We start from the raw sequence: 26,056 nt of genomic DNA, 5'->3' as shown, positions 1-26,056 counted from the left end.
GAAGGGCGCTGCCAGATTAGCTGCAGCGCCCCGCGAAACGGCGTGCGACCTCGGTCGCAGGCGGTCGTCAGTTGCTGGTGGCGGCGATCTCGGCGAAGCGCTTTTCGATCGCGGCGGCGCCGATGGCGCCCGGCACGCGCGTGCCGTCCGAGAACAGCACGGTGGGCGTGCCGGTGATCTTGTGCTTCTTGCCGAAGGCCAGGTTGCGCTGCACGGCGCCGGTATCGCAGGTGGCGGCCTCGGGCACCTTGTCGCGCACCATCAGGTCCTGCCAGGCGGCGGCGCGGTCCTTGGCGCACCAGAGGTTGCGCGACTTCTCGGCCGAATCGGGGCTCAGGATGGGGTAGAGGAACAGATAGACCGTGACGTTGTCCACGTTCTGCAGGTCCTTCTCGAACCGCTTGCAGTAGCCGCAGTTGGGGTCCTCGAAAACCGCCAGCTTGCGTTTGCCGTTGCCGCGCACGATGGTGAACGCGTCCTTCAGCGGCAGGGCGGAGAAGTCGATCGCCGTCAGCTTGTTGATGCGGTCTTCGGTCAGGTTGCGACGCGCCTGCGTGTCGATCAGCTCGCCCTGGATGATGTAGTTGCCCTTGGCGTCGGTGTAGAACACGTCGGTGCCCACGCGCACTTCGTAAAGGCCCTTCATGGGCGTGGCTACCACTTCATCGATCTTGCCGAACTGCGGAATGCGCTGGCCCAGGGCCTTGCGGATCTCGGCTTCCTGCGCATGGGCGCCGAAGCTCAGGGCCAGGGTGGCAGCGGCCAGCAGGGCGGGGAGGAGTGGTTTCGCTTTCAATGTCGTGTCCTTCGTCGTCGTTCGTTCACTGAATGGAGAGGTGTTTCGGTGATTTGGCGCGCCGGATCAGCGCAGGCCCATGGCCCGGGTGGCGACCCAGTCCTTGAGCGGGCCGCTGAGCTGGAAGCCCTGCATGCCCCAGTTGCGCACGGCCTGCACGGGCGCTTCGGTGCGTGCGAACAGCTGCTGCAGCCCGTCCATCGTCAGGCCCAGCGGCAGCAGGCCCGCCTTGCGCTCGCGCTCGTAGCGCCTCAGTAGCCGCATGTCGCCGATGCTGCGCCAGTAGTCGCGTTCGCGCAGCAGCCTGGCCAGCGCATCGGCATCGGCCAGGCCCAGGTTCAGCCCCTGTCCGGCCAGCGGATGCACCGTGTGCGCCGCATCGCCGGCCAGCACCCAGGTGCGCTGCGCGCCCTTGGCCGGCTGCACCGGCATGGCGCCGCACCAGCGGCGCGCGCGTGCCTGCTGCAGCGGCCAGCAGGCACGGCCGCCGACCTGCTGCAGCGTGCCCAGGGCGTTCTGGCTAGCGTCCTGCAGGCGATGGGCGAACGTTTCGGCATCCAGGGCCATGCGCTCGGCGGCCTGTTCCTGGGGGACTGACCACACCACGGCGACGGAGTTCCCCTCGGCGCCGTCCAGCGGCAGGAAGGCGAGGATGCCGTCGGGCAGGAACCATTGGCGCGCGACCTGCCCGTGGGGGCGTTCGCAGTGCAGGCGGGTGGCGATGGCGTGCTGCGCGTAGGGCGTGACGTCGAATTCCACGCCCAGCTCCTGGCGGGTGCTGCTGGCGCGGCCTTCGCAGATGACGGTGAGCGGGGCGGGCACCGGGGCGGGCACCAGCTCCACCTGGGGCTGGAAGCGCACGGCCTCGGCCAGGCGCGCTTCGAGCGCGGGAACGTCCACGATCCAGGCCAGGGCATCCGCGCTCTGGCGGGCCGCGTCGAAGGTGACCCGGCCGCTCTGGTCGCCATGCACTTCCATCTGCCGCACGGCGGTGGCGTGGGCGGCGTCGGGCCAGCTGCGCACGGATTCGAGCAGGCTGCGGGAGGCCGCGTTCAGCGCATAGGCGCGGATGTCGGCAGCAGCGGGTGCCGCGTCGGTGGCGGGGCTGCCCACCAGGGCTACCCGCAGCCGTTCGCGGGCCAAGAGCAGTGCGAGCGTGCGGCCGACTACACCGGCCCCACGGATACAGACATCGAAAGTTTGCGCCATGCCGGATTGTAGGAGCCGGCGTTCCCCGGCAGGCGCGACGCGGCGATGTCCCTGGCCGAGGGGCAAAATCCCGCTCCTGCCTTTCTCGGCCGCTTCGCTGCCCCATCCGTGCCTTCCAGGACCGCCCCGTGACCTTTCGCCCCGATCTCGACCTCTGCGGCAGCATCGCCCGCCTGTTCGTCCACCCGGTCAAGTCCTGCGCGGGCGTGGAGGTGCGCGAAGCCCTGCTGACCCCGGCCGGACTGGCGCTGGACCGCGCCTTCATGGTGGTGGACGGCCAGGGCGCCTTCCTCACCCAGCGCGGGCATGCCCGCATGGCGCTGGTACGGCCCGAGATCCAGGCCCCTGAACGCATGGTGCTGCAGGCCCCGGGCATGCCGGCGCTGCACGTTTCCCTGCAGGCGATGGACGGCCCGCCAGCCCGCGTGAGCGTGTGGGACGACGTGGTGCCGGCCCGGGACATGGGCGAGCTCGCCGCGCAATGGTTCAGCGACTTCCTGGGGCTGGCCTGCCGCCTGGTGCGGTTCGACCCCGCCCACCGGCGCCTCTCCAGCCTGCAGTGGACCGGCGGCGTCGAGGCGCCGAACCAGTTTTCCGACGGCTTCCCGCTGCTGGTCGTGAGCCAGGCTTCGGTCGATGGCCTGAACGAGCGGCTGCTGGCGGCGGGCCAGCCTGCCGTGGGCGTGGAACGCTTTCGCCCCAACATCGTGATCGACGGCGTCGAGGCGCACGACGAAGACCGCATCGATGCGCTTTACGTCGGCACGCCCGAGGGCGAAGTCCGGCTGCAGCTGGTCAAGCCCTGCGTGCGCTGCCCCATTCCCGACATCGACCCCGCCACGGCCGAAAGCACGCCCGCCGTGGGCGATGCGCTGCGCCGCTACCGGCAGGACAGGCGCCTGGATGGCGCCATCAGTTTCGCCATGAATGCCATCGTGGGCCAAGGCGCCGGCAAGCTGCTGCGCGTGGGCCAGCCCGTCGCCGCCGACCTGCGCTTCGACTGACAGGGGTGCTATGACGGGCTCCGAGGGGGTGCCTTCGAGGCTTTGCGTGCCGCGCCCTTAAAATCGGCGGTTTGTCTTCCCGAACCCTGAAAGCCCTGCCATGAGCCTGAAATGCGGCATCGTGGGCCTGCCCAACGTGGGCAAGTCCACTCTCTTCAACGCCCTCACCAAGGCCGGCATCGCCGCCGAGAACTATCCGTTCTGCACCATCGAGCCCAATACCGGCGTGGTGGAAGTGCCCGACCCCCGCCTGCAGCAGCTGTCCCAGATCATCACGCCCGAGCGCGTGGTGCCGGCCATCGTCGAATTCGTGGACATCGCCGGCCTGGTGGCGGGTGCCAGCAAGGGCGAAGGCCTGGGCAACCAGTTCCTGGCCCACATCCGCGAGACCGACGCCATCGTCAACGTCGTGCGCTGCTTCGAAGACCCGAACGTGATCCACGTGGCCGGCCGCGTGGACCCGATCGCCGACATCGAAGTCATCCAGACCGAGCTGTGCCTGGCCGACCTCGCCACCGTCGAGAAGGCCCTGAACCGCTACAGCAAGGCCGCCAAGTCGGGCAACGACAAGGAAGCCGCCAAGCTGGTCTCGCTGCTCACGCCGATCCAGGCCGCGCTGGACCAGGGCAAGCCCGCTCGGACGGTGCCCGTCAGCAAGGAGGATGCGCCCCTGCTCAAGCCTTTCTGCCTGATCACGGCCAAGCCCGCCATGTTCGTGGGCAACGTTGCCGAGGACGGCTTCGAGAACAACCCTCTGCTCGACAAGCTCAAGGCCTACGCCGAAGCCCAGGGCGCCCCCGTGGTGGCCATCTGCGCCAAGATCGAGGCCGAGATGGCCGAGATGGAAGACGAGGACCGCGACATGTTCCTGCAGGAACTGGGCCTCGAAGAGCCCGGCCTGAACCGTCTGATCCGCGCCGGCTTCAAGCTGCTGGGCCTGCAGACCTACTTCACCGCCGGCGTGAAGGAAGTGCGCGCCTGGACCATCAAGGTGGGCGACACCGCGCCCCAGGCTGCCGGCGTGATCCACGGCGACTTCGAGCGCGGCTTCATCCGTGCACAGACGATCGCCTTCGACGATTTCATCGCTTTCAAGGGCGAGCAGGGCGCCAAGGACGCCGGCAAGATGCGCGCCGAAGGCAAGGAGTACGTCGTCAAGGACGGCGACGTGATGAACTTCCTGTTCAACGTCTGATCCCCGCCTTCGCGCCCCGCCAGGGGCGGTCGCGACGGATATGAGAAGAAAACGGCCCCGTGGATGCGGGGCTTTTTTCATGGTGCGGCGGCGGCCGGCTGTCGGGTTCGGGAAAGGCTGACCTCCTGGCCTGCGTGACGCCTCCAACAGCCATTTGTCGCCATGTGCTTACATGGCAATGCGCCTGATACGCAACACAATCACTCCCTGTTTTGTTTATGAGGCGGTCATGAAAGAAGAAACAACAACATCGTCAGGCTCATGGACGCGGGGGATCACCCTGGCCCTTCTGATCGTCATGGCGGTCGCTCTCGGCACCGCCGGCGGCTGGCTGCTGGCCCTGGGCGGCTCCGCGTATTACGTGCTGGCTGCGATCGTGCTTGCCGCTGTGGCGCTGGCCTACTGGCGGGGGTCCAGCCTCAGCCTGTGGCTGTATGCGGTTTGGCTGATCGTGACGCTGGGCTGGAGCCTCTGGGAGGCCGGAACCGACTTCTGGGCACTGGCGCCCCGCGTGGACATCTGGTTCCTGTTCGGCCTGTGGCTGTTGCTGCCCTGGGCATCGCGTTCCCTCGTCGGGCGCAGCGCAGCGCCCAAGGCGCTGATGGGCGCCGCCATGGTGGCCACGCTGGGCGTGCTCGGCTATGCGCTCCTGCATGATCCGCAGGAGGTGAACGGCACGATCGCGCGCAGCCAGCCCGCCGCGGTGCAGCCGGTGGCCGGCGTTGCGCCCCAGGACTGGCCTGCCTACGGCCGGACAGAAGCCGGCGTGCGCTATTCGCCGCTCGCGCAGATCAACGAGCGCAACGTCAAGGATCTCAAGGTCGCCTGGACCTATCACACCGAAGACTTCAAGACCGCCAACGATTCAGGCGAGACTACCAACGAGGTGACGCCCATCAAAGTGGGCGACAAGGTCTTCCTCTGCACGGCCCACCAGTTCCTCGATGCCCTGGATGCCTCCACCGGAAAGCGTCTGTGGCGATTCGACCCGCACCTGAAGGCCGACCGTACGTTCCAGCACATGACCTGCCGCGGGGTGTCTTATCACGATGCGGGCAATCCCGAGCGTTTCGCCAAGAGCGCTTCTCGGCCGTCGGGTTCCGCGCCTTCATCGGTCTGCCCCCGCAAGGTGATCCTGCCGGTCAACGATGGGCGCCTGATCGCGGTGAATGCGGATACCGGCCAGGCCTGCAGCGATTTCGGCCGCGGCGGCGAGATCGATCTGCAGGCCAACATGCCCTATCCGTACCCCGGTGGCTACAACCCCACCTCGCCGCCCGTGGTGACGGCCTCCACCATCGTGATCGGCGGTTCGGTGACGGACAACCTCTCCAACCGGGAGCCTTCGGGTGTGATCCGGGGCTATGACGTGAACACCGGTGCCCTGCGCTGGGTGTTCGATACCGGCGCGCAGGACCCCAACCAGATGCCGGGAGAGAAGGGCTTGTTCGCGCACAACTCACCGAACGCCTGGGCACCGCTGGCCTATGACGCGGGCAGCGACACGGTGTACGTGCCGACCGGGGTGGGCACGCCCGACATCTGGGGGGGCGACCGCAGCGAACTCAAGGAGCGCTATGCGAACGCCGTGCTGGCGCTCGACGCCAGCACCGGCCGGCTGATCTGGCATTTCCAGACCACGCACCACGACCTGTGGGACATGGACGTACCTTCGCAGCCCTCGCTGCTGGATCTGCGCCTGCCTTCGGGCCAGACCGTGCCGGCCATCTACGTGCTGACTAAGACCGGCAACGTGTTCGTGCTCAACCGCACGACGGGCGCGCCCATCCTGCCCGTGCACGAGCGGGCGGTGCCCCAGACCGTGCAGCGCGGCCCGCAGACCCGCGGCGAACGCTATTCGCCGACGCAACCCTTCTCGCCGCTCAACCTGGCGCCCGCAGAGCGCCTGGACGGCGCCAAGATGTGGGGCGCGACCATGTTCGACCAGCTGGCCTGCCGCATCATCTTCCACCGCCTGAACTACGAGGGCATCTACACCCCGCCGTCCGAGAACGGCACGCTGGTATTCCCCGGCAACCTGGGTGTGTTCGAGTGGGGCGGCATGTCCGTCAACCCGGACCGCCAGGTCGCCCTGATGAACCCGCTGGCGCTGCCTTTCGTCAGCCGGCTGATACCCGAGAAGGCCGATCGACCGCACACCGAGCGCGGCGCGGGCACCGAAAACGGCATCCAGCCGATGTACGGCGTGCCTTACGGCGTCGAGATCAAGCCTTTCCTTTCGCCGCTCGGGCTGCCGTGCAAGCAGCCCGCATGGGGCTTTGTGACGGGTGTCGATCTGCAGACGCATGAAGTCGTCTGGAAGAAGCGCATCGGCACCATCCGCGACAGCCTGCCGGCGCTGTTCCAGCTGCCGCCCCTGAAGATCGGCGTGCCCGGCTTGGGCGGCGTCATCTCCACGGCCGGCAACGTGATGTTCGTGGCCGCGACGCAGGACAACTACCTGCGCGCCTATAACGTGAGCAATGGCGATCTGCTGTGGGAGGCGCGACTGCCTGCGGGCGGGCAGGCCACTCCCATGACGTATGAGGCCGATGGGCGCCAGTACGTGCTCATCATGGCCGGCGGCCACGGCTCCTTCGGCACGAAGATGGGCGACTCGCTGATGGCCTACGCGCTGCCGCGCTGACCGTCGAAGGCGAGCGCGCGGCGCGGGAGCAGTCCACCAGGGCGCGCTACGGCGCCGGCTGCCTCCCTTGCCGCGCCGCCGCATCCCAGGCGCAATGCCCGCGGCGGCTGGCGCTCACAGGTACTTGGTGAGCTCCTTCAATGCCTGAACCGTCGCACCCGAGGCGGCCGCATCCCGCTGCGCTGCGCCGTCCAGGCTGTGACCGATGTGGTCGTGGACCAGGCTGCGCTTGGCGTTGGCCACCGCTTTCTCCACCGCCTGCAGCTGCTGGACGATCTCCAGCGGAGCGCGTTTGTCATCCAGCATCGCCAGAATGCTCTTGAGGTGGCCCTGGGCGCGCTTGAGGCGCTTGGTGACGTCGGGGTAGATGGCGGTGGGGTCTGTCATTGTTCTGTCATCCTATCCTCCTGGAGGGGATGCGGAATGATGTATTTCCCCAGTTACAATTCGCCGCCTTCGGGCGAGGGGGCTTGCGGGATGAGGCCAGCGCTGGTGGCGATTCCGAAGGCGTCGATGATGCAAGGGCTGCCTCGTTCGCGGTGGCTCGCGGAGGCTGTGCGCGTTGTCGGCGCCGGCCAGGAGTTCACATGCGTTTGAATGGTTTCACGGCGCGTCCGCTGGCGCGCTTGCAGGGCTTGGCGGTGCTGGCTGCCGCGCTCGTCCCTGTGCTGGTCCAGGCCCAGGCGGCCGAAAAGGTGGAGACGGAGAACTGGAATGCCAAGTTCCAGTCCACCTACGTCTGGCAGCGAAAGCCGTCGTTTTCCGCCGTCTATTCCGGGCCCAACAGCCTGTCGGCGGACAAGGAGCGCAGCTATTCCTTCACGGCGACCGCCTTCCTGGGCTGGCGGCCCTGGACGGGCGGCGAGCTCTATTTCAACCCGGAAGCGGCGCAGGGCGTGCCGCTGTCCCGCCTGACCGGCCTGGGCGGCCTCACCAACGGCGAGATGGCGCGCACCTCTGGTTCCGAGATCAAGTTCTACCGGGCGCGCCTCTTCCTGCGCCAGACCTGGGGCATGGGCGGCGAGCAGGAGGCGGTCGAGTCCGGCCCCAACCAGCTGGCGGGCATGGTGGACAAGCGCCGCTGGGTGCTGACGGCGGGCAACCTGTCGGTGACGGATATCTTCGACGCCAACACCTACAGCCATGATCCGCGCACCCAGTTCCTGAACTGGTCGATCATGACGCACGGCTCCTATGACTTCGCAGCGGATGCGCGGGGCTATACCTGGGGTGCGGCACTGGAGTGGTATCACGATGACTGGGCCCTGCGCGCGGGCCGCTTCATCCAGCCCAAGCAGCCCAACCAGCAGCAGCTGGACCGGCACATCTTCAGCCACTACGGCGACCAGATCGAGCTGGCGCATTCGCACACCTGGGGCGGCCAGCCGGGCACGGTGCGGCTGCTTGCCTTCCACAACCGGGCGCGCATGTCGCGCTTCCAGGACGCGCTGGACCTCGCCGCGCGCACGGGCACCACGCCGGACATCAACGCCGTCCGTACGGACGTGCAGGGCAAGAGCGGCTTCGGCATCAACCTGGAGCAGGCCGTGAACGACGACGTGGGCCTCTTTCTGCGCGCCAGCCGCGCGGACGGCAAGACCGAGACCTACGCCTTCACCGAGATCGAGCGCTCGCTCTCGGGCGGCGTGCTGGTCAAGGGCCGCTCCTGGGGCCGTGCGGACGACACCGTGGGCTTCGCCGTCGCGCGCAACGGCCTTTCCGGCGTGCACCGGCGCTACCTCGAAGACGGGGGCGTGGGCTTCTTCATCGGCGACGGGCGCCTGAACTACCGGCCCGAGATGATTTACGAGACCTTCTACAACGTCAGGCTGGCCAAGGCCGCGTGGCTGAGCTTCGACTGGCAGTACATCCGCAACCCGGCCTACAACGCCGACCGCGGGCCGGTGAACGTGGGTTCTGTGCGTCTGCATACCGAGTTCTGAGCGCCGCATCGGGCCTGCGCGAGGGGCGGCCGCCGGTAGGGCGGGCCGCCCTTTTTTCCATGCAGAAAAGCGTTGTGGCGATTGCAGAGCAAGCACTGATTGCTATTGATTAAATAGCAATCAGCGGCGCCCCGGTCGTGCGGTCAGTGCGCCACGGCGCCGGGCCAGAAGTAGAGCAGCCCGGCCGTCATCACCAGATAGCGCGCAAACTTGCCCACCGCCATGTAGGCCAGGCAAGGCCAGAACGGCAGCTTGAGCCAGCCCGCCACGGCGCAGAGCGGGTCGCCCACCACGGGCAGCCAGCTCAGCAGGCAGGCCTTGGGTCCGAAGCGCTCCAGCCACTTCAGAGCGCGGGGCTCCTTGTGGAAGCCGCGGGCCTTGTCCACGGCTTTGTGCGCGCCCAGGCCCATCCACCAGCTGAGCGCGCCGCCCAGCGTGTTGCCGGCGGTGGCGACGAGCACGGCGGGCCAGAAGAGTTCGGGGTTGATCTTGATGAGGCCGAAGACGGCCGGCTCGGAGCCCAGCGGCAGGAGCGTGGCCGATATGAACGACACCACGAAGACGGTGCTCAGGCCGAACTGGGGCAGGGCCAGCACGTCCATGAGATGGTTCATCCAGAGTTCCATAAGTGCCGCCGAGTGTAGGCGGGGGATCCGGCTGCGCCTTGTAGCCCGGCGCGCCGTCCGGCAGTGCGGCCCGTGGAGGCGAGCTCCGGCCGGCCCCGCCCTCGGCCGAACTGGCGGGGCGGCTACAATCTTGCCTCCTTTTTCAGCACGCGCTGCCCTCCCCATCCCCCCGCCCCCATGCACATCGGCCATATTCCCTTGGCGAATCGTCTGTTCGTCGCGCCCATGGCGGGCGTGACGGACCGGCCTTTCCGCCAGCTGTGCAAGGCGCTGGGGGCGGGCTACGCGGTCAGCGAGATGGTGACCTCGCGCAAGGACTTGTGGAACAGCCTCAAGACCTCGCGCCGGGCCAACCACGAGGGCGAGCCCGGCCCGATCGCCGTGCAGATTGCGGGCACGGACGCGGCCATGATGGCCGAGGCCGCGCTCTACAACATCGACCGGGGCGCCGAGATCATCGACATCAACATGGGCTGCCCGGCCAAGAAGGTCTGCAACAAGTGGGCGGGTTCCGCCCTGATGCAGAACGAGGCGCTGGCCATCGAGATTGCGCAGGCGGTCGTCGATGCCTGCGCGCCGCGCAACGTGCCCGTCACGCTCAAGATGCGCACCGGCTGGTGCCAGCAGCACAAGAACGCCGTGCAGCTCGCGCGGGCGTTCGAGGGCGTGGGCATCCAGATGCTCACGGTGCACGGCCGCACGCGAGAACAGGGCTACAAGGGCCATGCCGAGTACGACACCATCGCCGCCGTGAAAGCGGCGGTGCGCGTGCCCGTGGTGGCCAACGGCGACATCACCTCGCCCGAGAGGGCGCAGGCGGTGCTCGCCGCCACGGGGGCCGACGCGATCATGATCGGTCGCGCGGCGCAGGGCCGGCCGTGGATCTTCCGCGAGATCGGCCACTACCTCGCCACGGGCGAGCACCTTGCGCCGCCGCTGGTGGCCGAGGTGCGGCGCCTGCTGCTGGACCACCTGCAGGACCACTACGGCCTCTACGGCGAGGCGACGGGCGTGCGCAGTGCGCGCAAGCACATCGCCTGGTACGTGCGGGCGCTGCCCGGCGGTGAGGCCTTCAGACAACACATCAACACCATCGAGGACTGCGCGGCGCAATGGCAGGCGGTGGCCGATTACTTCGACGCGCTGGGCGCCTCGATGGACCGGCTGCCCCCGGCCGACGCCGATGCCGGTGCCGACACGGAGCCGAGAGAACGGACGGATGAGCAAGCAACATATTGAGGAATGCGTGCGCGAGAGCCTGCAGGGCTACTTTCGCGACCTGGGGGGCGAAACGCCCGACGGCATGTACGACATGCTGGTGCGCCTGGTCGAAAAACCGCTGCTGGAAGTGGTGATGAGCCATGCCGACAACAACCAGTCCCGTGCCGCCGAATGGCTGGGGCTGAACCGCAACACGCTGCGCAAGAAGCTGGTCGAGCACAAGCTGCTCTGAGGCTCCGGCGAAAGCGTTTGCTCCCAAAAAAATAGCTGCCTGCGCTTGATCCGTCTGCGCTGGTGAACGATTTCATTGCCATCAAGAACCGCCCCCTGAACCCATGAACGCACTACTTTCCGTCTCCGACAAGACCGGCATCGTCGAATTCGCGCAGGCGCTGCATGCCCTTGGCATCCGCCTGCTGTCCACCGGCGGCACCGCCAAGCTGCTGGCCGACAAGGGCCTGCCCGTCACCGAGGTGGCCGAGGTCACCCAGTTCCCCGAAATGCTCGACGGCCGCGTCAAGACGCTGCACCCCAAGGTGCATGGCGGCCTGCTGGCCCGCCGCGACCTGCCCGCGCACATGGCCGCGCTGAAGGAGCACGGCATCGACACCATCGACCTGCTGGTGGTCAACCTCTACCCGTTCGAGGCGACCGTGGCCCAACCCGGCTGCACGCTGGCCGACGCCATCGAGAACATCGACATCGGCGGCCCGGCCATGGTGCGCAGCGCCGCCAAGAACTGGCAGGACGTGGGCGTAGTCACCTCGGCCGACCAGTACGACGCCGTGCTGGGCGAGCTCAAGGCCGCCGGCAAGCTGTCCGACAAGCTGCGCTTCGCGCTGTCGGTGGCCGCGTTCAACCGCATCGCGCAGTACGACGGCGCGATCAGCGACTACCTCTCCTCCGTCACCTTCGAGGCCGAGAAGCTGTCCGAGGCCTATGTGCCCGAGCGCAGCCAGTTCCCCGGCCAGAGCAACGGCCAGTTCGTCAAGGTGCAGGACCTGCGCTACGGCGAGAACAGCCACCAGCAGGCGGCGCTCTATCGCGACCTCCACCCCGCGCCCGGCTCCATCGTCACGGGCGAGCAGCTGCAGGGCAAGGAGCTTTCGTACAACAACATTGCCGATGCCGACGCCGCCTGGGAATGCGTCAAGAGCTTCGACGTGCCGGCCTGCGTGATCGTCAAGCACGCCAACCCCTGCGGCGTGGCCGTGGGCGCCGACGTGGCCGAGGCCTACGGCAAGGCCTTCCAGACCGACCCCACCAGCGCCTTCGGCGGCATCATCGCCTTCAACCGCCCGGTGGACGCGGCGGCCGCGCAGCACGTGGTCAAGCAGTTCGTCGAAGTGCTGATGGCGCCCGCCTTCACGCCCGAGGCGCTGGAGATCTTCCGCCCCAAGGCCAATGTGCGACTGCTCAAGATCGCGCTGCCCGAGCAAGCCGGTGACTCGGCCTGGAGCCGTGGCCGCAACGCCATGGACGCCAAGCGCATCGGCTCCGGCATGCTGCTGCAGTCGGCCGACAACCATGAGCTGGCCCTGGCCGATCTCAAGGTGGTCACCAAGAAGCAGCCCACGCCCCAGGAACTGCAAGACCTGCTCTTCGCCTGGAAGGTGGCCAAGTACGTCAAGAGCAATGCCATCGTCTTCTGCAAGGGCGGCATGACCATGGGCGTGGGTGCCGGCCAGATGAGCCGCCTCGATTCCGCCCGCATCGCCAGCATCAAGGCCGAGCACGCCAAGCTCTCGCTGCAGGGCACGGCCGTGGCGAGCGACGCCTTCTTCCCGTTCCGCGATGGCCTGGACGTGGTGGTGGATGCCGGTGCGACCTGCGTGATCCAGCCCGGCGGCTCCATGCGCGACCAGGAAGTGATCGACGCCGCCGATGAGCGCGGCGTGGCCATGGTGTTCAGCGGCGTGCGCCACTTCCGCCATTGAGCCTGAGGGGCCTGCCTGCCGGTGCGGCAGACAGGCCCGGCGCGAGGCCAACTCGGCGCACACCCAAAAAGAAAGCGGCCTGCGGGCCGCTTTCTTTTTGGGGGAGCCGGGGGTTGGTGATGTGGGAGTTTTCAAGCCGAAAAGGCCTGCAGCCCTTGATCTATCAGCGCCAGGTGCTATGGTTTTTGATGTGGCTCTGCAGCAGGATCGGCAGCAGCGGCGGGGCCGGTGCCCAGCCAGGTGTCCAGCCGCGCGTCCTTCTCGCGCCACAGCCCGTCCAGCCATTCCTGCATGGCGTTGCGCCCGCCGGCCCGCGAAGGGGCACCGGGCACCGGGCGCCGCGCGACATGCACGACCACCCGCCCCAGGCGGCCCGCCAGGGCGTCGGAGAAGCTGGGCACGCCGTCGGGGTAGGCGATGGTCACGTCCAACACCGAATCCAGCTGGTCGTGCAGGGTCTGCAGCGCGGTGGCCATGCCGCCGTACTTGGGCACCAGCAGGTGGCGGTAGGGCGATCCCTGCTCGGCATGCTTTTCGGGCGTGAAGCGCGTGCCCTCGGCAAAGTTCATCACGGCCGTGGGCATGCGGCGGAACTTCTCGCACGCGGCCTTGGCGGCGCGCAGGTCCTGCCGGGCGCTGGCGCCCCCGTTGCTGCGGCGCATGAATGGGAAGTCCAGCGCCCACCAGGCCAGGCCGATCACCGGCACGTAGATCAGCTCGTACTTGAGGAAGAACTTCAGGAGCGGAATGCGCCGGTTGAAGACGCGCTGCATCACCAGGATGTCCACCCAGCTTTGGTGGTTGCAGGTGACGAGGTACCAGTGGCGCGGGCTTAAGGACTCCAGGCCCGACACCTGCCAGGGCGCCGGGTTGGCCGCACGGATCCAGAGATTGTTGATGCCGATCCACAGCTCTGCCAGAGTGGCCAGCACGCGGTCGGTCACGCGCCGCACGGGCGCGAAGGGCAGCACCAGCTTGGCCAAGGCAAAGGGCATCATCAGCGAGAAACAGCCCAAGGTATTGAGCGCCAGCACCAGGCCGCACGCCACCATCTTCAGCAAGGCGAACATCTCAGGAGCGGGCCCAGGTCTGGAATATTTCGGCCGCCGCGGCGACGGTCGCGGCGATGTCTTCGTCAGTGTGCGCCGCGCTCACGAAGCCGGCCTCGTACAGCGCGGGGGCGATGTAGATGCCGCGGTCGAGCAGGCCGTGGAAGAGGGCGTTGAAGCGCGCCCCGTCGGTGGTCATCACCGTGGGGTAGTTCTGCGGCAGCTCGGGCAGCAGGAAGAAGCCGAACATGCCGCCTTCGCTGTCGGCGCTGAAGGGCACGCCCGCTGCCTGCGCGGCCTGCGCCAGGCCCTGCACGAGCGAGCGCGTGCGCGCGCCCAGCGCCTCGTAGAAGCCGGGCTTGGCGATCTCGCGCAGCGTGGCCAGGCCGCAGGCGGTGGCCACCGGGTTGCCCGACAGCGTGCCGGCCTGATAGACCGGACCCAGCGGCGCCAGCTGTTCCATGACCGCGCGCGGTCCGCCGAAGGCCGCCAGCGGCATGCCGCCGCCGATCACCTTGCCCAGCACGGTGATGTCGGGCTTGAAGCCGGGGATGGCCTGGGCGTAGAGGCTCTGCGCGCTGCCCAGGGCCACGCGGAAGCCGGTCATCACCTCGTCGAACACCAGCATCGCGCCGTGCTGGGTGCAGAGCTCGCGGCAGCGGCGCATGAAGGGGACGCTCGCGCGCACGAAGTTCATGTTGCCGGCAATGGGCTCGATCATCAGCCCCGCGATCTCGCTGCCGTGCAGCGCAAAGGCTTCCTCGAGCTGGGAGACGTCGTTGTATTCGAGCACCAGGGTGTGCTGCACCACCTCGGGCGGCACGCCTGCGCTGGTGGCGTGGCCGAAAGTGGCCAGGCCTGAGCCGGCCTTGACCAGCAGCGCGTCGGCATGGCCGTGGTAGCAGCCGTTGAACTTGATGATCTTGCTGCGGCCGGTGGCGCCGCGCGCCAGGCGGATGGCGCTCATGCCGGCCTCGGTGCCGGAGCTGACCAGGCGGATCATCTCCATCGACGGGACGTGGCGCAGGATCTCCTCGGCCAGATCGACCTCGCGCTCGGTGGGCGCGCCGAAGCTGAAGCCGTCCAGCGCGGCCTTCTGCACGGCCTCCAGCACGGCCGGGTGGCCGTGGCCCAGGATCATGGGACCCCAGGAGCCGATGTAGTCGATGAAACGCTGGCCGTTGGCGTCCCAGAAATAGGCGCCCTGTGCGCGCTGCACGAAGCGGGGTGTGCCGCCCACGGCGCGGAAGGCGCGAACGGGCGAGTTGACGCCGCCGGGGATGAGCGCCTTGGCGCGCTCGAAGAGGGGAAGGTTCAGGTCAGTGCTGGGTGTCATGAGGGGGCATCACGAAGCCATCGGTGGCCGTGGGATCTTGTGGAGGCTCGTCATCGCTGGGGCCGTCGTCGTCCTCGTCGGGCTGGGCCCAGAACATGCGGTCGGGCAGCACATGGCCCATGCCGGGGCGAAAGCCCGCATCCAGGCAGCTGTCGAGATAGGAGAGCGCCTCGGCCGTGGCTTCGGCCAGGTCGTCGCCGCTGGCCACCAGGGCGGTCAGCGCGGCCGAGAGGGTCTCGCCGGCGCCTGCGAAGGTCGCCTCGAAGCGCTCGAAGCGCGCGGAGCTGAGCACGGCCTGCGGCGAAGCGAGCACGTTGTCGATGAACTGCTCGGGCGCCGGGATGCCTGTGACCAGCACATAGGGCACGCCCATGGCGGAGGCGGCCATGGCCAGGTCGCGCGCCGAGGGCGCCCGCTCGTTGCCCCAGTCGGGCAGCAGCCAGCGCCGCAGCGTGCTGTAGTTGCCCACCAATACCGAAGTCTGCGGCAGCAGCAGTTCCTGGAAGGCGTCGAGGTACTGGTCGATCAAGTCGTCGCGCCACCACGAGAGGTTGGGCATGTAGGCGATGACCGGCACGTCGGCATAGTCGGAGGCCACTTCGGCGATGGCGCTGAGGTTCTCGGGGCTGCCCGCGAAGCCGACCTTGATGGCCTGAACCGGCATGTCTTCCAGCACGGCACGGGCCTGCTCGGCGACGGCTTCGTCGTCGAAGGCGTAGTGGTCGAAGATCTCGGCCGTGTCGCGGGCGTAGGCGCCGGTCACGACGGCGACCGGGTGGCCGCCCACGGAGGCGATGGTGGCGATGTCGGCCGTGAGGCCGCCCGCGCCGCTGGGGTCGCTGGCATTGAAGACCAGCACGCACACGGGGGCGAAGGCGTCCTCGGCGTCCGCCGCCATGTCGGTGCCGGAGGCGGAATCGGGAGGGGGGGAGGTGTGGGTCGTCATGGGCCTGGCGCCGGCCTCAAGCCGAGGCACGAAAGCTGCATCCTGCGTCATGGTGGCTGGATACAATCGTTCCATTCTATGTGAACGCCTCTGGAACCTGTGACCGATCCCAAAACCTGGATGTGCCTGATTTGCGGATGGATCTATGACGAAGCGCAGGGAGCGCCCGAGCATGGCATCGCACCCGGCACCGCATGGGCCGATGTGCCCATGAACTGGACCTGCCCCGAATGCGGTGCGCGCAAGGACGATTTCGAGATGGTCGCCATCTAGGCGTGAGCCCCTGGCCCGTTGACGAGCCCTGGCCCCTGCCAGCGTTGGTTTTTTCATTCCCCTGGAGCAATGACATTGACTACGACGACAGGTAGCGCCTTGAGGGTGCTGGTGGTGGACGACAGCAACACCATCCGCCGCAGCGCCGAGATCTTCCTCAAGCAAGGCGGGCACGAGGTGCTGCTGGCCGACGACGGCTTCGACGCCCTCGCCAAGGTCAACGACCATCTGCCCCAGCTGATCTTCTGCGACATCTTGATGCCCAAGCTGGACGGCTACCAGACCTGCGCCATCATCAAGCGCAACGCCCGTTTTGCCGATATTCCCGTGGTCATGCTCTCCTCCAAGGACGGGGTCTTCGACAAGGCCCGCGGCCGGATGGTGGGTTGCCAGGACTACCTCACGAAACCTTTCACCAAGGACCAGCTGTTGCAAGCCGTGCAGCAGTTCGGTCATGCCCAACCAGGAGCCTTGTAATGCCCATCCGGAAAGTGCTGGTCGTTGACGACTCGAAGACCGAGCTGATGTTCCTGACCGACCTGCTGCAGAAGAAGGGCATGCAGGTGCGGACCGCCGAGAACGCCGACGAGGCCTTCCGGCGACTGGCCGAGGAAAAGCCCGATCTGATCCTCATGGACGTGGTCATGCCGGGCCAGAACGGCTTCCAGCTCACGCGCTCGATCTCGCGCGACCCGCAGTACGCCGATGTGCCCATCATCATGTGCACCAGCAAGAACCAGGAGACCGACCGCGTCTGGGGCATGCGCCAGGGTGCGCGTGGCTACATCACCAAGCCCGTCGATCCTGCGGAGTTGCAGGCCAAGATCGACGCGCTGAACTGATGCGGCATGTACCAGAACGCCATGCTCCCACAGACCGCCCGCCCCACGTTCCATGGCTAATCGTGAAGCGCTGAGGGAGTTGCAGGCCCGTCTCGCCGTCCGGCTGCAGGCCGCGCGCGGCGAGGGTTCGGCCATTTCCTCGTGGCTGGCGGTCGAGTCCGGCGGGCTGCGCCTGTTGCTGCCGCTGGAGCAGGCCGGCGAGATATTCCCATGGCGCGGCGTGCGCTCCGTGCCCTACACCCAGCCCTGGTTCCTCGGCGTCGCCAACCTGCGCGGCGTGCTGGTCGGCGTGGCGGACGTGTCCGCGCTGCTGGGCGCCGCTGGCCCGCGGACCGATGCCGCGCTGGCCGAGTCCAGCCTGCTGTCGCTGAACACGGCGTTCGAGGTCAATGCCGCGCTGCTGGTGGAGCGTCTGGCCGGCCTGCGCGGGCCCGATGCCTTCGTCGCGTCCGAGCCGCCCGCGGCCGGGGCGCCCCCCTATCTCGGCCCCTGCCATATCGACGCCCAGGGCGGGCGCTGGCAGGTGCTCGATCTCCAGGCCCTGTCGCAGCACCCTGCGTTCCTCGGCATCAGTGTCTGAGCGCCTGCGGGCGCGATTCGTTTTTCACCAAGGCCGTCTCATGTCCGTCGTCAACCTGTTTGGAAAGCTGTTCAACCGCAAGCCTGCGGACCCCGAGGCTCTGGACCTCTCCCCGGCCCAGGGCGGGCACGGTGCCGCCAACGTGCGCCAGGGAGGCGGTGCCGTGCTGGACGGGCTGAACAGCCTGCAGGGCGATCCGGGGGGCTACGCCGTCGGGCCCGAGCTGGACGATGCGGAAGGCGACCTCATCACGTTGCCCGTGCTGGGCCGTGCCACGGCCGCGCGCCACCAGCGCCGCCTGCTGATCATGCTGGCCGCAGGCCTCGTGGTGCTGGCGCTCATCGCCGGCTGGGTGCTGCGGCAGGCCGACCGGTCCGCTCAGCAGCTGGCGGCCACCGGTCAGTCGCTGATGCAGTCGCAGCGGCTCGCCAAGTCGGTGTCTCAGGCTTTGGTGGGCAGCCCGCAGGCCTTCCCGGACGTGGCCGACAGCGCTGGCGTGCTCTCGCGCAACGTGCGCGCCTTGAACAGCGGCGATGCCGAGTTGGGCGTGCAGGCCCTGGGCCAGGGATACAAGAGCGAACTGGAGGCTGTGACCACGCTCGCCGAGCGTGCCGAACGCAATGCCGCCGTGGTGATGGCGCAGCAGAAGACGCTGACCCAGGTGGGCGACGCGCTGCGTACCATCAACCGTCAGTCTTCCGAACTGCTGGAGATCGCTGAAACCATCGCCTCGCTCAAGCTGCAGCAGAACGCATCGGCCGCCGAGATTTCCGCCGCGGGCCAGCTGGTCATGCTCACCCAGCGCATTGGCAAGTCGGCCAACGAATTCCAGACCATGGAGGGCGTGAGCCCCGAGGCCGTGTTCCTGCTGGGCAAGGATTTGAATTCGTTCAAGGACATCGCCCAGGGCATGCTGGACGGCAGCGCCGAGCAGCGCCTGCCGCCCACGCGCGATGCCGGGACGCGCGAGCAGCTCGACAAGCTCGTCAAGCTCTACGAGCAGACCCGCGTGCGCGCCGGCGCCATCCTGAGCAATCTGCAGGGGCTGGTCTCCGCGCGTGAGGCGCAGACCTCGATCATCGCGGACAGCGAGCCGCTGCGCCGCCAGCTGGAGGCGCTGCAGGCGAGCCTGTCGGCCCAGACCGGCCTCGGTGCCGGCCAATTCGCCGCGCTGGCGGTGGCCGGCCTTTTCGTGCTGCTGTGCGGCGTCGGCATCTCGCGGGTGCAGCTGATGGACAGCCGCTCGCGTCAGACCTCTGCCGAGGCCCTGCAGCAGGATGCCAAGCGCCAGGAGCAGGAAGCCAAGCGCGTGAACGACGCCAACCAGGCAGCCATCCTGCGGCTGATGAACGAGTTGCAATCGGTCGCGGAGGGCGACCTGACGCAGGAAGCCACCGTGACCGAAGACATCACCGGCGCTATCGCCGACTCGGTCAACTACACCGTCGAAGAGCTGCGCCAGCTGGTGGGCAGCGTGCAGAAGACGGCCGCCCGCGTGGCCCAGACCACGGCGCAGGTGGACAGCACCTCCACCGAGCTGCTCGCCGCCTCCACCGAGCAGCTGCGCGAGATCCGCGAGACCGGCAAATCGGTGCTGGACATGGCCACGCGCATCAACGACGTGTCCAGCCAGGCGCAGGAATCGGCTTCCGTGGCGCGCCAGTCGCTGCAGGCCGCCGACTCGGGCCTGCAGGCCGTGCAGAACGCCATCGGCGGCATGAACTCGATCCGCGACCAGATCCAGGACACCTCCAAGCGCATCAAGCGCCTGGGCGAGTCGTCGCAGGAGATCGGCGAAATCACCGAACTGATCTCGGACATTACCGAGCAGACCAACGTGCTGGCGCTCAACGCAGCCATCCAGGCCGCATCGGCCGGCGAAGCAGGCCGGGGCTTCTCGGTGGTGGCCGAAGAAGTGCAGCGCCTGGCCGAGCGCTCGGCCGACGCCACGCGCCAGATCTCGGCGCTGGTGAAGGCCATTCAGACCGACACGCAGGATGCCGTGGCTGCCATGGAGCGCTCCACGCAAGGCGTGGTCGAGGGTGCCCGCCTGTCCGACTCTGCCGGCACCGCGCTCACCGAGATCGACCGCGTGTCGCGCCGTCTGGCCGAACTGATCGAGCAGATCTCGTCCTCCACCTCGCGCGAAGCCGAGCTCGCCAACGAAGTGGCGGGCAATATCCAGCACATCTTCGCGGTGACCGAGCAGACCGGCGAGGGCACGCGCACCACGGCCCAGCAGGTGCGCGAGCTCTCGCAGATCGCTGAAGAGCTGCGCCAGTCGGTGTCCCGATTCAAGATCGGCTGAGCCGCTTTCCCGCCCATCCTCCGACCCACCACTGGCTCCAGGCAGCCGGAGACGAACTCATGCCATTCATGGACGCCGCACACGCATACGCCGCCGACGGGGCGCAGCCGCCCGAGCAGGACCTAGGGCCGCTCGCCTGGGTGCACGAAGAGCTGCGCAAGTCGCTCGACGGCGCGCTCAAATCGCTGCGCCGCTTTGTGCGCGAGGCAGCCGTGGCCCGCGAATCCGACCTCGCAGCGCTCGATTCCAGCGCGCTGCGCATGGCGCGCCAGCAACTGCACCAGGCCGGCGGCGCGCTGGAGATGGTCGGCATGGCCGGGCCCGCACTGGTGTTGCGGTCGATGGAAGCCGCCGTGCAGAAGTTCGTGCAGCGCCCCGACCAGTGCGGCGAGGACGCGATCGCCGTGCTCGAACGCGCGAGCTTTGCCCTGGTCGAATACCTGGAGCTGGTATTGGCCGGCAAGCCAGCCTCGCCGGTGGGTCTTTTTCCCCAATACCGCGATGTGCAGGCGCTGACGGGCGCCGAGCGCGTGCATCCGGCCGATCTCTGGCCCGTGGAGCGCGACCTGCGCGAGCCCGACATGCCGCTGCCCGAAGCGCCGCTGCCCTACGGCCCCGCAGCTCGCGCCCGCCTCGACAGCGCCGTGCTGCGCATCGTCAAGCATGGCGATGCGGCGGCCGCCGGCCAGATGCGCGATGTCTGCCTGGGCCTGGCCGCCGCCAATGCCGAGCGCGAGCCACGCACGTTCTGGAAGCTCTGCGCCGGCTTTTTCGACGCCTTCGCCGCCGGGCGCTTGCCGACCGATGTGTACGTCAAGCGCGTCGCCTCGCGCGTGCTCATGCAGTACGCATCCCTCGCCAGGGGCGATGCGGCCATCGCCGACCGGCTGGTGCAGGACCTGCTCTTTTTCTGCGCCCAGGCCCGCGTGCCCGCAGGCGATGCTGCCAGCGCCACGCCACTGCATGCCGTGCAGCAGACGTTCGGCCAGCAGGCGGCCACGCCGGTCGATTACGAGCAGCCGCGCTTCGGCCGTCACGACCCGGCCGTGCTGGCGCAGGCCCGGCGGCGTATCGCCGCGACGGCGGAGACCTGGTCCGCTCTTGCCGGCGGAGACCGCAGCAAGCACAAGCCGGCGGCCGACCAGTTCGGCCTGGTCTGCGATTCGCTCGCCCGGCTGTACCCGGGCAGCGAAGCGCTGGCGGGCGCGCTGACCCGCGCGGTCGATACGGCCGGCCGCGCAGGCGGCGTGCCACCCCCCGATCTGGCGATGGAAGTCGCCACCTCGGTGCTCTACCTGCAGGCCGCCTTCGAGGAGCCCGACACCGCGCAGGCGCATCTGGCCGAGCGCGGTGCGGAGCTGGCGCAGCGGCTGGACCATGTGGCGGCAGGCGGCGAGCCCGCTCCGCTGGAGGCGTGGATGGAGGAGCTCTACCGCCGGGTCAGCGACCATCAAACCATGGGCAGCGTGGTGGGCGAGCTGCGTGCCTCCCTGGCCGAGACCGAAAAGGCCATGGACCAGTTCTTCCGCCAGCCCGAAGACCTGTCCGCGCTCACCTCCGTGCCCGATCGGCTGGCGCAGATGCGCGGCGTGCTGTCGGTGCTGGGGCTGGACCAGGCCTCGCTGGCCGCGTTGCGCATGCGCGACACGGTGGAGCGGCTGCTCGCCGGCCAGGTAGACGAGGCCGACCGGCCAGCGCTGTTCGAGAAGCTCGGCAACAGCCTGGGCGCGCTGGGCTTTCTGATCGACATGCTGGGCTACCAGCGCTCCATGGCGCGCAAGCTCTTCGTCTACGACGAGGTGCAGGGCGAGCTGCGCCTGCGCATGGGCCGTGCCCGCGAGCTTGCCCACCGTGCGCAGCAGGCGCAAGAGCAGGAGCGCCCGCCGGAATCGGCACCGCAGCCCGCCCCGGCGGCAGAGCCGGCAGCGATGCAGCCCGAGGCCCTGGCCGAAGTGCCGCCTGCCGCCGCGGAACCGGAACCGGCCCCCATGCCCGTGGAGGCGGCAGAGCCTGGGTTGGAGCCCTCCCAGCCGGCCGATCCCGGCTTCACCCTGGACCTGGACGCGCTGGACTTTCCGGCCGAGCAGGGCGCGGCCGAATCCCTGGCCGCCGCCGTGCCGCTGGCGCCCGAGCCGCTGCCCCCGGTGCAGCCCCTGCCCGACGCGGACGACGAAGACCAGGAGCTGCTGGACATCTTCCTCGACGAGGCGCGCGAAGTCGTCGCCACCGGCCTCGCCGCCGTGCAGAGCCTGCGCGCCGCACCGGGCGACCTGAGCGAGCAGACCACGCTGCGCCGCGCCTTCCACACCCTCAAGGGCAGTTCGCGCATGGTCGGCCTGGCGCCGTTCGGCGATGCCGCGTGGGCGATGGAGCAGGCCTTGAACGCCTGGCTGGCCGAGCAGAAACCCGCGCCGGCCGATCTGCTGGACCTCTCCGAACAAAGCCTGCAGGCCTTCGGCCGCTGGGCCGACGCCATCGCTGCCGGCGACGACAGCGGCTGGCAGGCCCAGCCGTTCGTGGATGCGGCCAGTGCGCTGCGTGCCGGCCAGACGCCCGAGCCTTTGCGGGTGCCGGGTGCTGCACCAGGCCTGACCGAAGCTGCTCCGGAGCTTTTGAGCGGCGGGCTGCCTGGCCCGGCCGAGGAGAACGCCACCGCTACCGAGGCGGCCGCCGTGGCCGCGGGCGAAGAAGGCAGCATGCCGGCAGCCGAAGCTGCGCCCGCTGACGTTCCCGAGGCATGGCCCGCGCAGGAGATGGCGCAGGAGATGGCGCAGGAGATCGACTTCGCCGACTTCATGCAAGCCGTTGAAGCGTCGGATGCCGCAGTGGCGGCGCAGGCCTACGATGCGGTGGGCGAGGCGGGCACGCAGACTGAAGAGGGGGTGGACGAGCCGGCCGTGGCTGATGTGGAGGCTGATGCGGTCGAGGCCGTGGCTGCTGAAGCCGAAACCCTCCTGCCCGCTATCCAAGAGCCGGAGCCGCTCGTTGTGCACGACGCCGCCGCCCCACTGGATGGCGCTGACGCCGTGGAGCCGGCCGATGCCTGGGAGCCGACCGAAGAGGCAGCCATCGAGCCCGCATCGCCGGTCGCCGCGCAAGCACACCCCGCCGACGAGGCGCTGTCTCCCGAGCTGCCCGTGCCCGAGGACGAGCCTGCTGCGGTGGAGGCTCCCGATCTGCTGGAATCCGGCGCAGCGCAGAAGGCAGCGGAGCCCGCAGAAGCCCTGGAACCCGCGCAAGCCGACGAAGCCGTCAAGGTCATCGGCACGCTGCGCATCGGGATACCGCTCTACAACGTCTATCTGAACGAGGCCGACGAATGGTCGCGCCGGCTGTCCACCGCGCTGCAGGAATGGTCGCTGGAGCTGCATGAGCCGCTGCCTGACATGGCGGTGGCGCTGGCGCATTCGTTGGCGGGCAGCTCGGCCACCGTGGGTTTTTCCGCGCTGTCCGAGATGGCGCGCACGCTGGAGCATGCGCTCGAACATGTCCGCTGGCAGCCGCACGGCGTACCCGGGCAGGCCGCCGTGTTCGTCGCCACGGCGGAAGACATCCGCCGTCTGCTGCACCAGTTCGCCGCCGGTTTTCTCAAGGAGCCGAACCCGCAGCTGATGGACGAGCTGCGCGCCATCCTGCACACCGAAGCCGAGATGACGCCGCCGGATTCCGGTGCCGGACCGGAAGCCTCTGATGCGGCCTGGGCGGATCAGGAGCCGCAGGAAGGCCTTGCCGACATGCTGCCGCCCCAGGAGCCGTCCACCGTGCAGGACATCGACGACGAGATCGATGCGCGCGACGTGATCGACCCCGACCTCTTTCCCATCTTCGAGGAAGAGGCCGCCGAACTGCTGCCAGGGCTGGGCGCCGCGCTGCGCCAGTGGGTGGCGCGGCCGGGCAACATGGGGGCCCGCAACGAACTGCTGCGCGGCCTGCACACGCTCAAGGGCAGTGCTCGGCTGGCCGGAGCCATGCGGCTGGGCGCGATGGCGCACCGCATGGAGTCGGCGGTCGAGCAGATCGACGCGGAGGCCCCGCGCACCGAGGATATCGAGCCGCTGCTGACCCATCTCGATGGCCTGCAGGCCGGATTCAACGCGCTGCGTGCGCTCGGTGCGCAGCCGCCGCAGGCCGACGCGGCACGCGCTGGCGCTGGCGCTGCACCGCAGGAGGGCCAGGATGCGGGCACTGCGCCGGCGGCGGAGGTCATGGGCGCAGCGCCCGCCGCGCGCGGCGCGCCGCCGGCTGCGATGCAGCCCCGCGCCGCGGGCCCCACGGTGCGGGTGCGCGCGCAGCTGCTCGACCGGCTGGTCAACCAGGCGGGCGAGGTGATGATCGCCCGCTCGCGGCTGGATGCGCGTGTGGGCCAGATGCGTACCTCGCTGGGCGAGCTCTCGGGCAACCTGGAGCGGCTGCGCCAGCAGTTGCGCGACATCGAGGTGCAGGCCGAAACGCAGATGCAGTCGCGCCTGGCGCTTTCCAAGGACGCCGGCGCGGGCTTCGACCCACTGGAGTTCGACCGTTTCACCCGTGTGCAGGAGCTCACCCGCATGATGGCCGAGTCGGTCAACGACGTGGCCACGGTGCAGCGCAACCTGCAACGCACCGTCGAGGCCGCCGAGGATGACCTGATTGCCCAGGGCCGCCAGGCCCGAGAACTGCAGCGCGACCTGCTGCGCACGCGCATGGTGGAGTTCGATGGCATCGCCGAGCGGCTCTACGCCGTGGTGCGCCAGGCGTCCAAGGAGGCGGGCAAGCAGATCAAGCTCGACATCGAGGGCGGCTCCATCGAGATGGACCGTGGCGTGCTCGACCGCATGGCGCCGGCTTTCGAGCACCTGCTGCGCAACAGCGTGGCGCACGGCATCGAGCGGCCCGAGCAGCGCGTGGCCGCAGGTAAGCCGGCCGTGGGCCGCATCGCCATCGCGCTGCGCCAGGAGGGTAACGACGTCGCGGTGGAATTCAGTGACGACGGCGCAGGCCTCGATCTGGAGCGCATCCGCGCCCGGGCCGTGGCGCAGGGGCTGCTGGCCGAAGGCGCCGAGCTGGAGGCCGGCGCTGCGGCTCAGCTCATCTTCCAGCCGGGCTTTTCCACTGCCGCTGGCCTGACCGAGCTTTCCGGCCGAGGCATCGGCATGGACGTGGTGCGTTCAGAGGTACAGGCCCTGGGTGGCCGCATCGAGACGCAGTCGCGCTCCGGCGAGGGCACCTCGTTCCGCATGGTGCTGCCGCTCACCACCGCGGTCACGCAGGTGGTGATGCTGCGCGCAGGACATCAGACCATCGGCGTGCCGGCCAGCCTGGTGGAGATCGTGCGCCGCACCACGGGGGCCGAGCTGGATGCGAGCTACGCGGGCAGCCAGTTCCATGACGGCGTGGAATCCATCCCCTTCTTCTGGCTTGGCGCGCTGCTGCAGTCTTCGCCGCGCAGCGACGAATCCGCCAGCAAGACGCGGCCGGTGGTGGTGCTGCGCAGCGCAGCGCAGCGCATCGCCATGCATGTGGACGAGGTGCTGGGTAACCAGGAAGTGGTGGTGAAGAACCTGGGGCCGCAGCTCTCGCGCCTGCCGGGGCTGGCCGGGATGTCGGTGCTGGCCTCCGGCGCCGTGGTGCTGATCTACAACCCGGTGGCACTGGCCACGGTGTATGGCGATCAGGCCCGGGCCCTGGCCCAGGCGGGCGCAGAGCCTGCCGGTAGCGCAGGAGCGGGCGGCATCGCCGAGGTGGCCGTGCCTGCGGCGGGAAGCGCCAGCGTGCCGCTGGTGCTGGTGGTGGACGATTCCATCACCGTGCGCCGCGTCACCCAGCGGCTGCTGCAGCGCGAGGGCTACCGCGTGGCGCTGGCCTCTGACGGTCTGCAGGCGCTGGAGCGGCTGCAGCTGGAGCGGCCGGCGCTGGTGCTCTCCGATATCGAGATGCCCCGCATGGACGGCTTCGATCTGGCACGCAACATCCGCGGTGATGCGGTGCTGCGCGACCTGCCCATCGTGATGATCACCTCGCGCATCGCGCGCAAGCACCGGGAGCATGCGATGGAGCTGGGCGTGAACCATTACCTGGGCAAGCCCTATTCCGACGAGGAGCTGCTGGGTCTGGTGGAGCACTACGCCCGCAAGGCGGAGCTGACCCAGGAAGAGGCCTGAGCAC

Annotated in this window: 20 protein-coding genes; 13 read left to right on the top strand and 7 right to left on the bottom strand. The window is 68.8% G+C overall.

All coding sequences use genetic code 11. The annotated features are described in order from the left end of the window. Window positions 1-67 precede the first annotated feature (67 nt). Both AC3A84_RS11130 and AC3A84_RS11125 read right to left on the bottom strand, forming a co-directional pair. Entirely contained in the window at window positions 68-796 is a 729-nt protein-coding gene (locus AC3A84_RS11130; protein WP_487969676.1) for a DsbC family protein, read from the bottom strand. 66 nt (window positions 797-862) lie between these two features. Next, the gene (locus AC3A84_RS11125) at window positions 863-2,005 is read right to left on the bottom strand and encodes an FAD-dependent monooxygenase (protein WP_487969675.1); all 1,143 of its coding nucleotides are present in this window, start codon (window positions 2,003-2,005) and stop codon (window positions 863-865) included. 128 nt (window positions 2,006-2,133) lie between these two features. Between AC3A84_RS11125 and AC3A84_RS11120 the strand changes: the two genes are divergently transcribed. The 3 genes from AC3A84_RS11120 to AC3A84_RS11110 all read left to right on the top strand — a co-directional run bounded on the left by AC3A84_RS11120 (window position 2,134) and on the right by AC3A84_RS11110 (window position 6,851). Beyond that, a complete protein-coding gene (locus AC3A84_RS11120; protein WP_487969674.1) occupies window positions 2,134-3,009 on the top strand; it encodes an MOSC domain-containing protein in 876 nt (291 codons plus the stop codon). 100 nt (window positions 3,010-3,109) lie between these two features. Beyond that, window positions 3,110-4,204: a redox-regulated ATPase YchF gene (gene ychF, locus AC3A84_RS11115; RefSeq protein WP_487969673.1), complete on the top strand. Its 1,095-nt coding sequence runs from the start codon at window positions 3,110-3,112 to the stop codon at window positions 4,202-4,204. Window positions 4,205-4,376: 172 nt separating this feature from the next. After that, a complete protein-coding gene (locus AC3A84_RS11110) occupies window positions 4,377-6,851 on the top strand; it encodes a membrane-bound PQQ-dependent dehydrogenase, glucose/quinate/shikimate family (protein ID WP_487969672.1) in 2,475 nt (824 codons plus the stop codon). Between the two features lie 114 nt (window positions 6,852-6,965). Here the strand turns inward: AC3A84_RS11110 and AC3A84_RS11105 are convergent, their stop codons facing one another. Continuing rightward, window positions 6,966-7,238, bottom strand: a complete 273-nt coding sequence (locus AC3A84_RS11105; RefSeq protein WP_487969671.1) for a metal-sensing transcriptional repressor — start codon at window positions 7,236-7,238, stop codon at window positions 6,966-6,968. A gap of 200 nt (window positions 7,239-7,438) precedes the next feature. Between AC3A84_RS11105 and AC3A84_RS11100 the strand changes: the two genes are divergently transcribed. Beyond that, window positions 7,439-8,794, top strand: a complete 1,356-nt coding sequence (locus AC3A84_RS11100) for a carbohydrate porin (protein WP_487969670.1) — start codon at window positions 7,439-7,441, stop codon at window positions 8,792-8,794. Between the two features lie 143 nt (window positions 8,795-8,937). On the opposite strand, the gene AC3A84_RS11095 is transcribed toward AC3A84_RS11100, so the two are convergent. Then, window positions 8,938-9,420: a YqaA family protein gene (locus tag AC3A84_RS11095; RefSeq protein WP_487969669.1), complete on the bottom strand. Its 483-nt coding sequence runs from the start codon at window positions 9,418-9,420 to the stop codon at window positions 8,938-8,940. Window positions 9,421-9,597: 177 nt separating this feature from the next. On the opposite strand from AC3A84_RS11095, the gene dusB reads away from it, so the two are divergent. From dusB to purH, 3 genes are all read left to right on the top strand, one after another. Next, window positions 9,598-10,659 carry a tRNA dihydrouridine synthase DusB gene (gene dusB, locus AC3A84_RS11090; RefSeq protein WP_487969668.1) on the top strand — a complete coding sequence of 354 codons (1,062 nt, stop codon included), beginning with the start codon at window positions 9,598-9,600 and terminating at the stop codon, window positions 10,657-10,659. Beyond that, window positions 10,640-10,873: a Fis family transcriptional regulator gene (locus AC3A84_RS11085; protein ID WP_092940572.1), complete on the top strand. Its 234-nt coding sequence runs from the start codon at window positions 10,640-10,642 to the stop codon at window positions 10,871-10,873. Before dusB ends, AC3A84_RS11085 begins: the two co-directional genes overlap by 20 nt. Window positions 10,874-10,976: 103 nt before the next feature. After that, window positions 10,977-12,578, top strand: coding sequence for a bifunctional phosphoribosylaminoimidazolecarboxamide formyltransferase/IMP cyclohydrolase (gene purH / locus AC3A84_RS11080; RefSeq protein ID WP_487969667.1), 1,602 nt, complete (start codon window positions 10,977-10,979; stop codon window positions 12,576-12,578). 176 nt (window positions 12,579-12,754) lie between these two features. Here purH and yihG read toward each other — a convergent pair whose 3' ends face one another. From yihG to thiD, 3 genes are read right to left on the bottom strand one after another with little or no spacing between them, the layout of a single operon-like run. Beyond that, the gene (yihG, locus tag AC3A84_RS11075) at window positions 12,755-13,648 is read right to left on the bottom strand and encodes a 1-acylglycerol-3-phosphate O-acyltransferase, YihG family (RefSeq protein ID WP_487969666.1); all 894 of its coding nucleotides are present in this window, start codon (window positions 13,646-13,648) and stop codon (window positions 12,755-12,757) included. 1 nt (window position 13,649) lies between these two features. Next, complete coding sequence (hemL, locus tag AC3A84_RS11070; protein ID WP_487969665.1) at window positions 13,650-14,963, bottom strand: glutamate-1-semialdehyde 2,1-aminomutase; 1,314 nt, start codon at window positions 14,961-14,963, stop codon at window positions 13,650-13,652. Continuing rightward, a complete protein-coding gene (gene thiD, locus AC3A84_RS11065; protein ID WP_487969664.1) occupies window positions 14,947-15,909 on the bottom strand; it encodes a bifunctional hydroxymethylpyrimidine kinase/phosphomethylpyrimidine kinase in 963 nt (320 codons plus the stop codon). The genes hemL and thiD overlap by 17 nt, the downstream gene beginning before the upstream one ends. A 99-nt stretch (window positions 15,910-16,008) precedes the next feature. Here thiD and AC3A84_RS11060 point away from each other — a divergent pair, with 99 nt between their 5' ends. The 6 genes from AC3A84_RS11060 to AC3A84_RS11035 all read left to right on the top strand — a co-directional run bounded on the left by AC3A84_RS11060 (window position 16,009) and on the right by AC3A84_RS11035 (window position 26,052). Beyond that, window positions 16,009-16,182, top strand: coding sequence for a rubredoxin (locus AC3A84_RS11060; RefSeq protein ID WP_288510186.1), 174 nt, complete (start codon window positions 16,009-16,011; stop codon window positions 16,180-16,182). 69 nt (window positions 16,183-16,251) lie between these two features. Continuing rightward, window positions 16,252-16,659 (top strand): response regulator, encoded by a 408-nt coding sequence (locus tag AC3A84_RS11055; protein ID WP_487969663.1) that lies wholly within the window; start codon window positions 16,252-16,254, stop codon window positions 16,657-16,659. Further along, a complete protein-coding gene (locus AC3A84_RS11050) occupies window positions 16,659-17,024 on the top strand; it encodes a response regulator (protein WP_343592546.1) in 366 nt (121 codons plus the stop codon). The genes AC3A84_RS11055 and AC3A84_RS11050 overlap by 1 nt, the downstream gene beginning before the upstream one ends. A gap of 52 nt (window positions 17,025-17,076) precedes the next feature. After that, window positions 17,077-17,604: a chemotaxis protein CheW gene (locus AC3A84_RS11045; protein ID WP_487969662.1), complete on the top strand. Its 528-nt coding sequence runs from the start codon at window positions 17,077-17,079 to the stop codon at window positions 17,602-17,604. Between the two features lie 40 nt (window positions 17,605-17,644). Then, the gene (locus AC3A84_RS11040; protein ID WP_487969661.1) at window positions 17,645-19,912 is read left to right on the top strand and encodes a methyl-accepting chemotaxis protein; all 2,268 of its coding nucleotides are present in this window, start codon (window positions 17,645-17,647) and stop codon (window positions 19,910-19,912) included. A gap of 59 nt (window positions 19,913-19,971) precedes the next feature. Continuing rightward, on the top strand, window positions 19,972-26,052 hold the full coding sequence (locus tag AC3A84_RS11035; RefSeq protein ID WP_487969660.1) for a hybrid sensor histidine kinase/response regulator: 6,081 nt from the start codon (window positions 19,972-19,974) through the stop codon (window positions 26,050-26,052). The last annotated feature ends 4 nt before the right edge of the window (window positions 26,053-26,056 follow it).

The sequence above is a fragment of the Paracidovorax sp. genome (assembly GCF_057642795.1).
Note: the sequence above shows the minus strand (reverse complement) of the source record. Positions and strands in the feature narration are given on the sequence as shown.

Bases quoted from the DNA above. Each gene is read 5' to 3' on its own strand.
- AC3A84_RS11125 (WP_487969675.1), bottom strand. From the start codon at position 2,005: ATGGCGCAAACTTTCGATGTCTGTATCCGTGGGGCCGGTGTAGTCGGC.
- ychF (WP_487969673.1), top strand. From the start codon at position 3,110: ATGAGCCTGAAATGCGGCATCGTGGGCCTGCCCAACGTGGGCAAGTCC.
- AC3A84_RS11110 (WP_487969672.1), top strand. From the start codon at position 4,377: ATGGCAATGCGCCTGATACGCAACACAATCACTCCCTGTTTTGTTTAT.
- AC3A84_RS11105 (WP_487969671.1), bottom strand. From the start codon at position 7,238: ATGACAGACCCCACCGCCATCTACCCCGACGTCACCAAGCGCCTCAAG.
- AC3A84_RS11100 (WP_487969670.1), top strand. From the start codon at position 7,439: ATGCGTTTGAATGGTTTCACGGCGCGTCCGCTGGCGCGCTTGCAGGGC.
- AC3A84_RS11095 (WP_487969669.1), bottom strand. From the start codon at position 9,420: ATGGAACTCTGGATGAACCATCTCATGGACGTGCTGGCCCTGCCCCAG.
- dusB (WP_487969668.1), top strand. From the start codon at position 9,598: ATGCACATCGGCCATATTCCCTTGGCGAATCGTCTGTTCGTCGCGCCC.
- AC3A84_RS11085 (WP_092940572.1), top strand. From the start codon at position 10,640: ATGAGCAAGCAACATATTGAGGAATGCGTGCGCGAGAGCCTGCAGGGC.
- purH (WP_487969667.1), top strand. From the start codon at position 10,977: ATGAACGCACTACTTTCCGTCTCCGACAAGACCGGCATCGTCGAATTC.
- yihG (WP_487969666.1), bottom strand. From the start codon at position 13,648: ATGTTCGCCTTGCTGAAGATGGTGGCGTGCGGCCTGGTGCTGGCGCTC.
- hemL (WP_487969665.1), bottom strand. From the start codon at position 14,963: ATGACACCCAGCACTGACCTGAACCTTCCCCTCTTCGAGCGCGCCAAG.
- thiD (WP_487969664.1), bottom strand. From the start codon at position 15,909: ATGACGACCCACACCTCCCCCCCTCCCGATTCCGCCTCCGGCACCGAC.
- AC3A84_RS11055 (WP_487969663.1), top strand. From the start codon at position 16,252: ATGACATTGACTACGACGACAGGTAGCGCCTTGAGGGTGCTGGTGGTG.
- AC3A84_RS11050 (WP_343592546.1), top strand. From the start codon at position 16,659: ATGCCCATCCGGAAAGTGCTGGTCGTTGACGACTCGAAGACCGAGCTG.
- AC3A84_RS11045 (WP_487969662.1), top strand. From the start codon at position 17,077: ATGGCTAATCGTGAAGCGCTGAGGGAGTTGCAGGCCCGTCTCGCCGTC.
- AC3A84_RS11040 (WP_487969661.1), top strand. From the start codon at position 17,645: ATGTCCGTCGTCAACCTGTTTGGAAAGCTGTTCAACCGCAAGCCTGCG.
- AC3A84_RS11035 (WP_487969660.1), top strand. From the start codon at position 19,972: ATGCCATTCATGGACGCCGCACACGCATACGCCGCCGACGGGGCGCAG.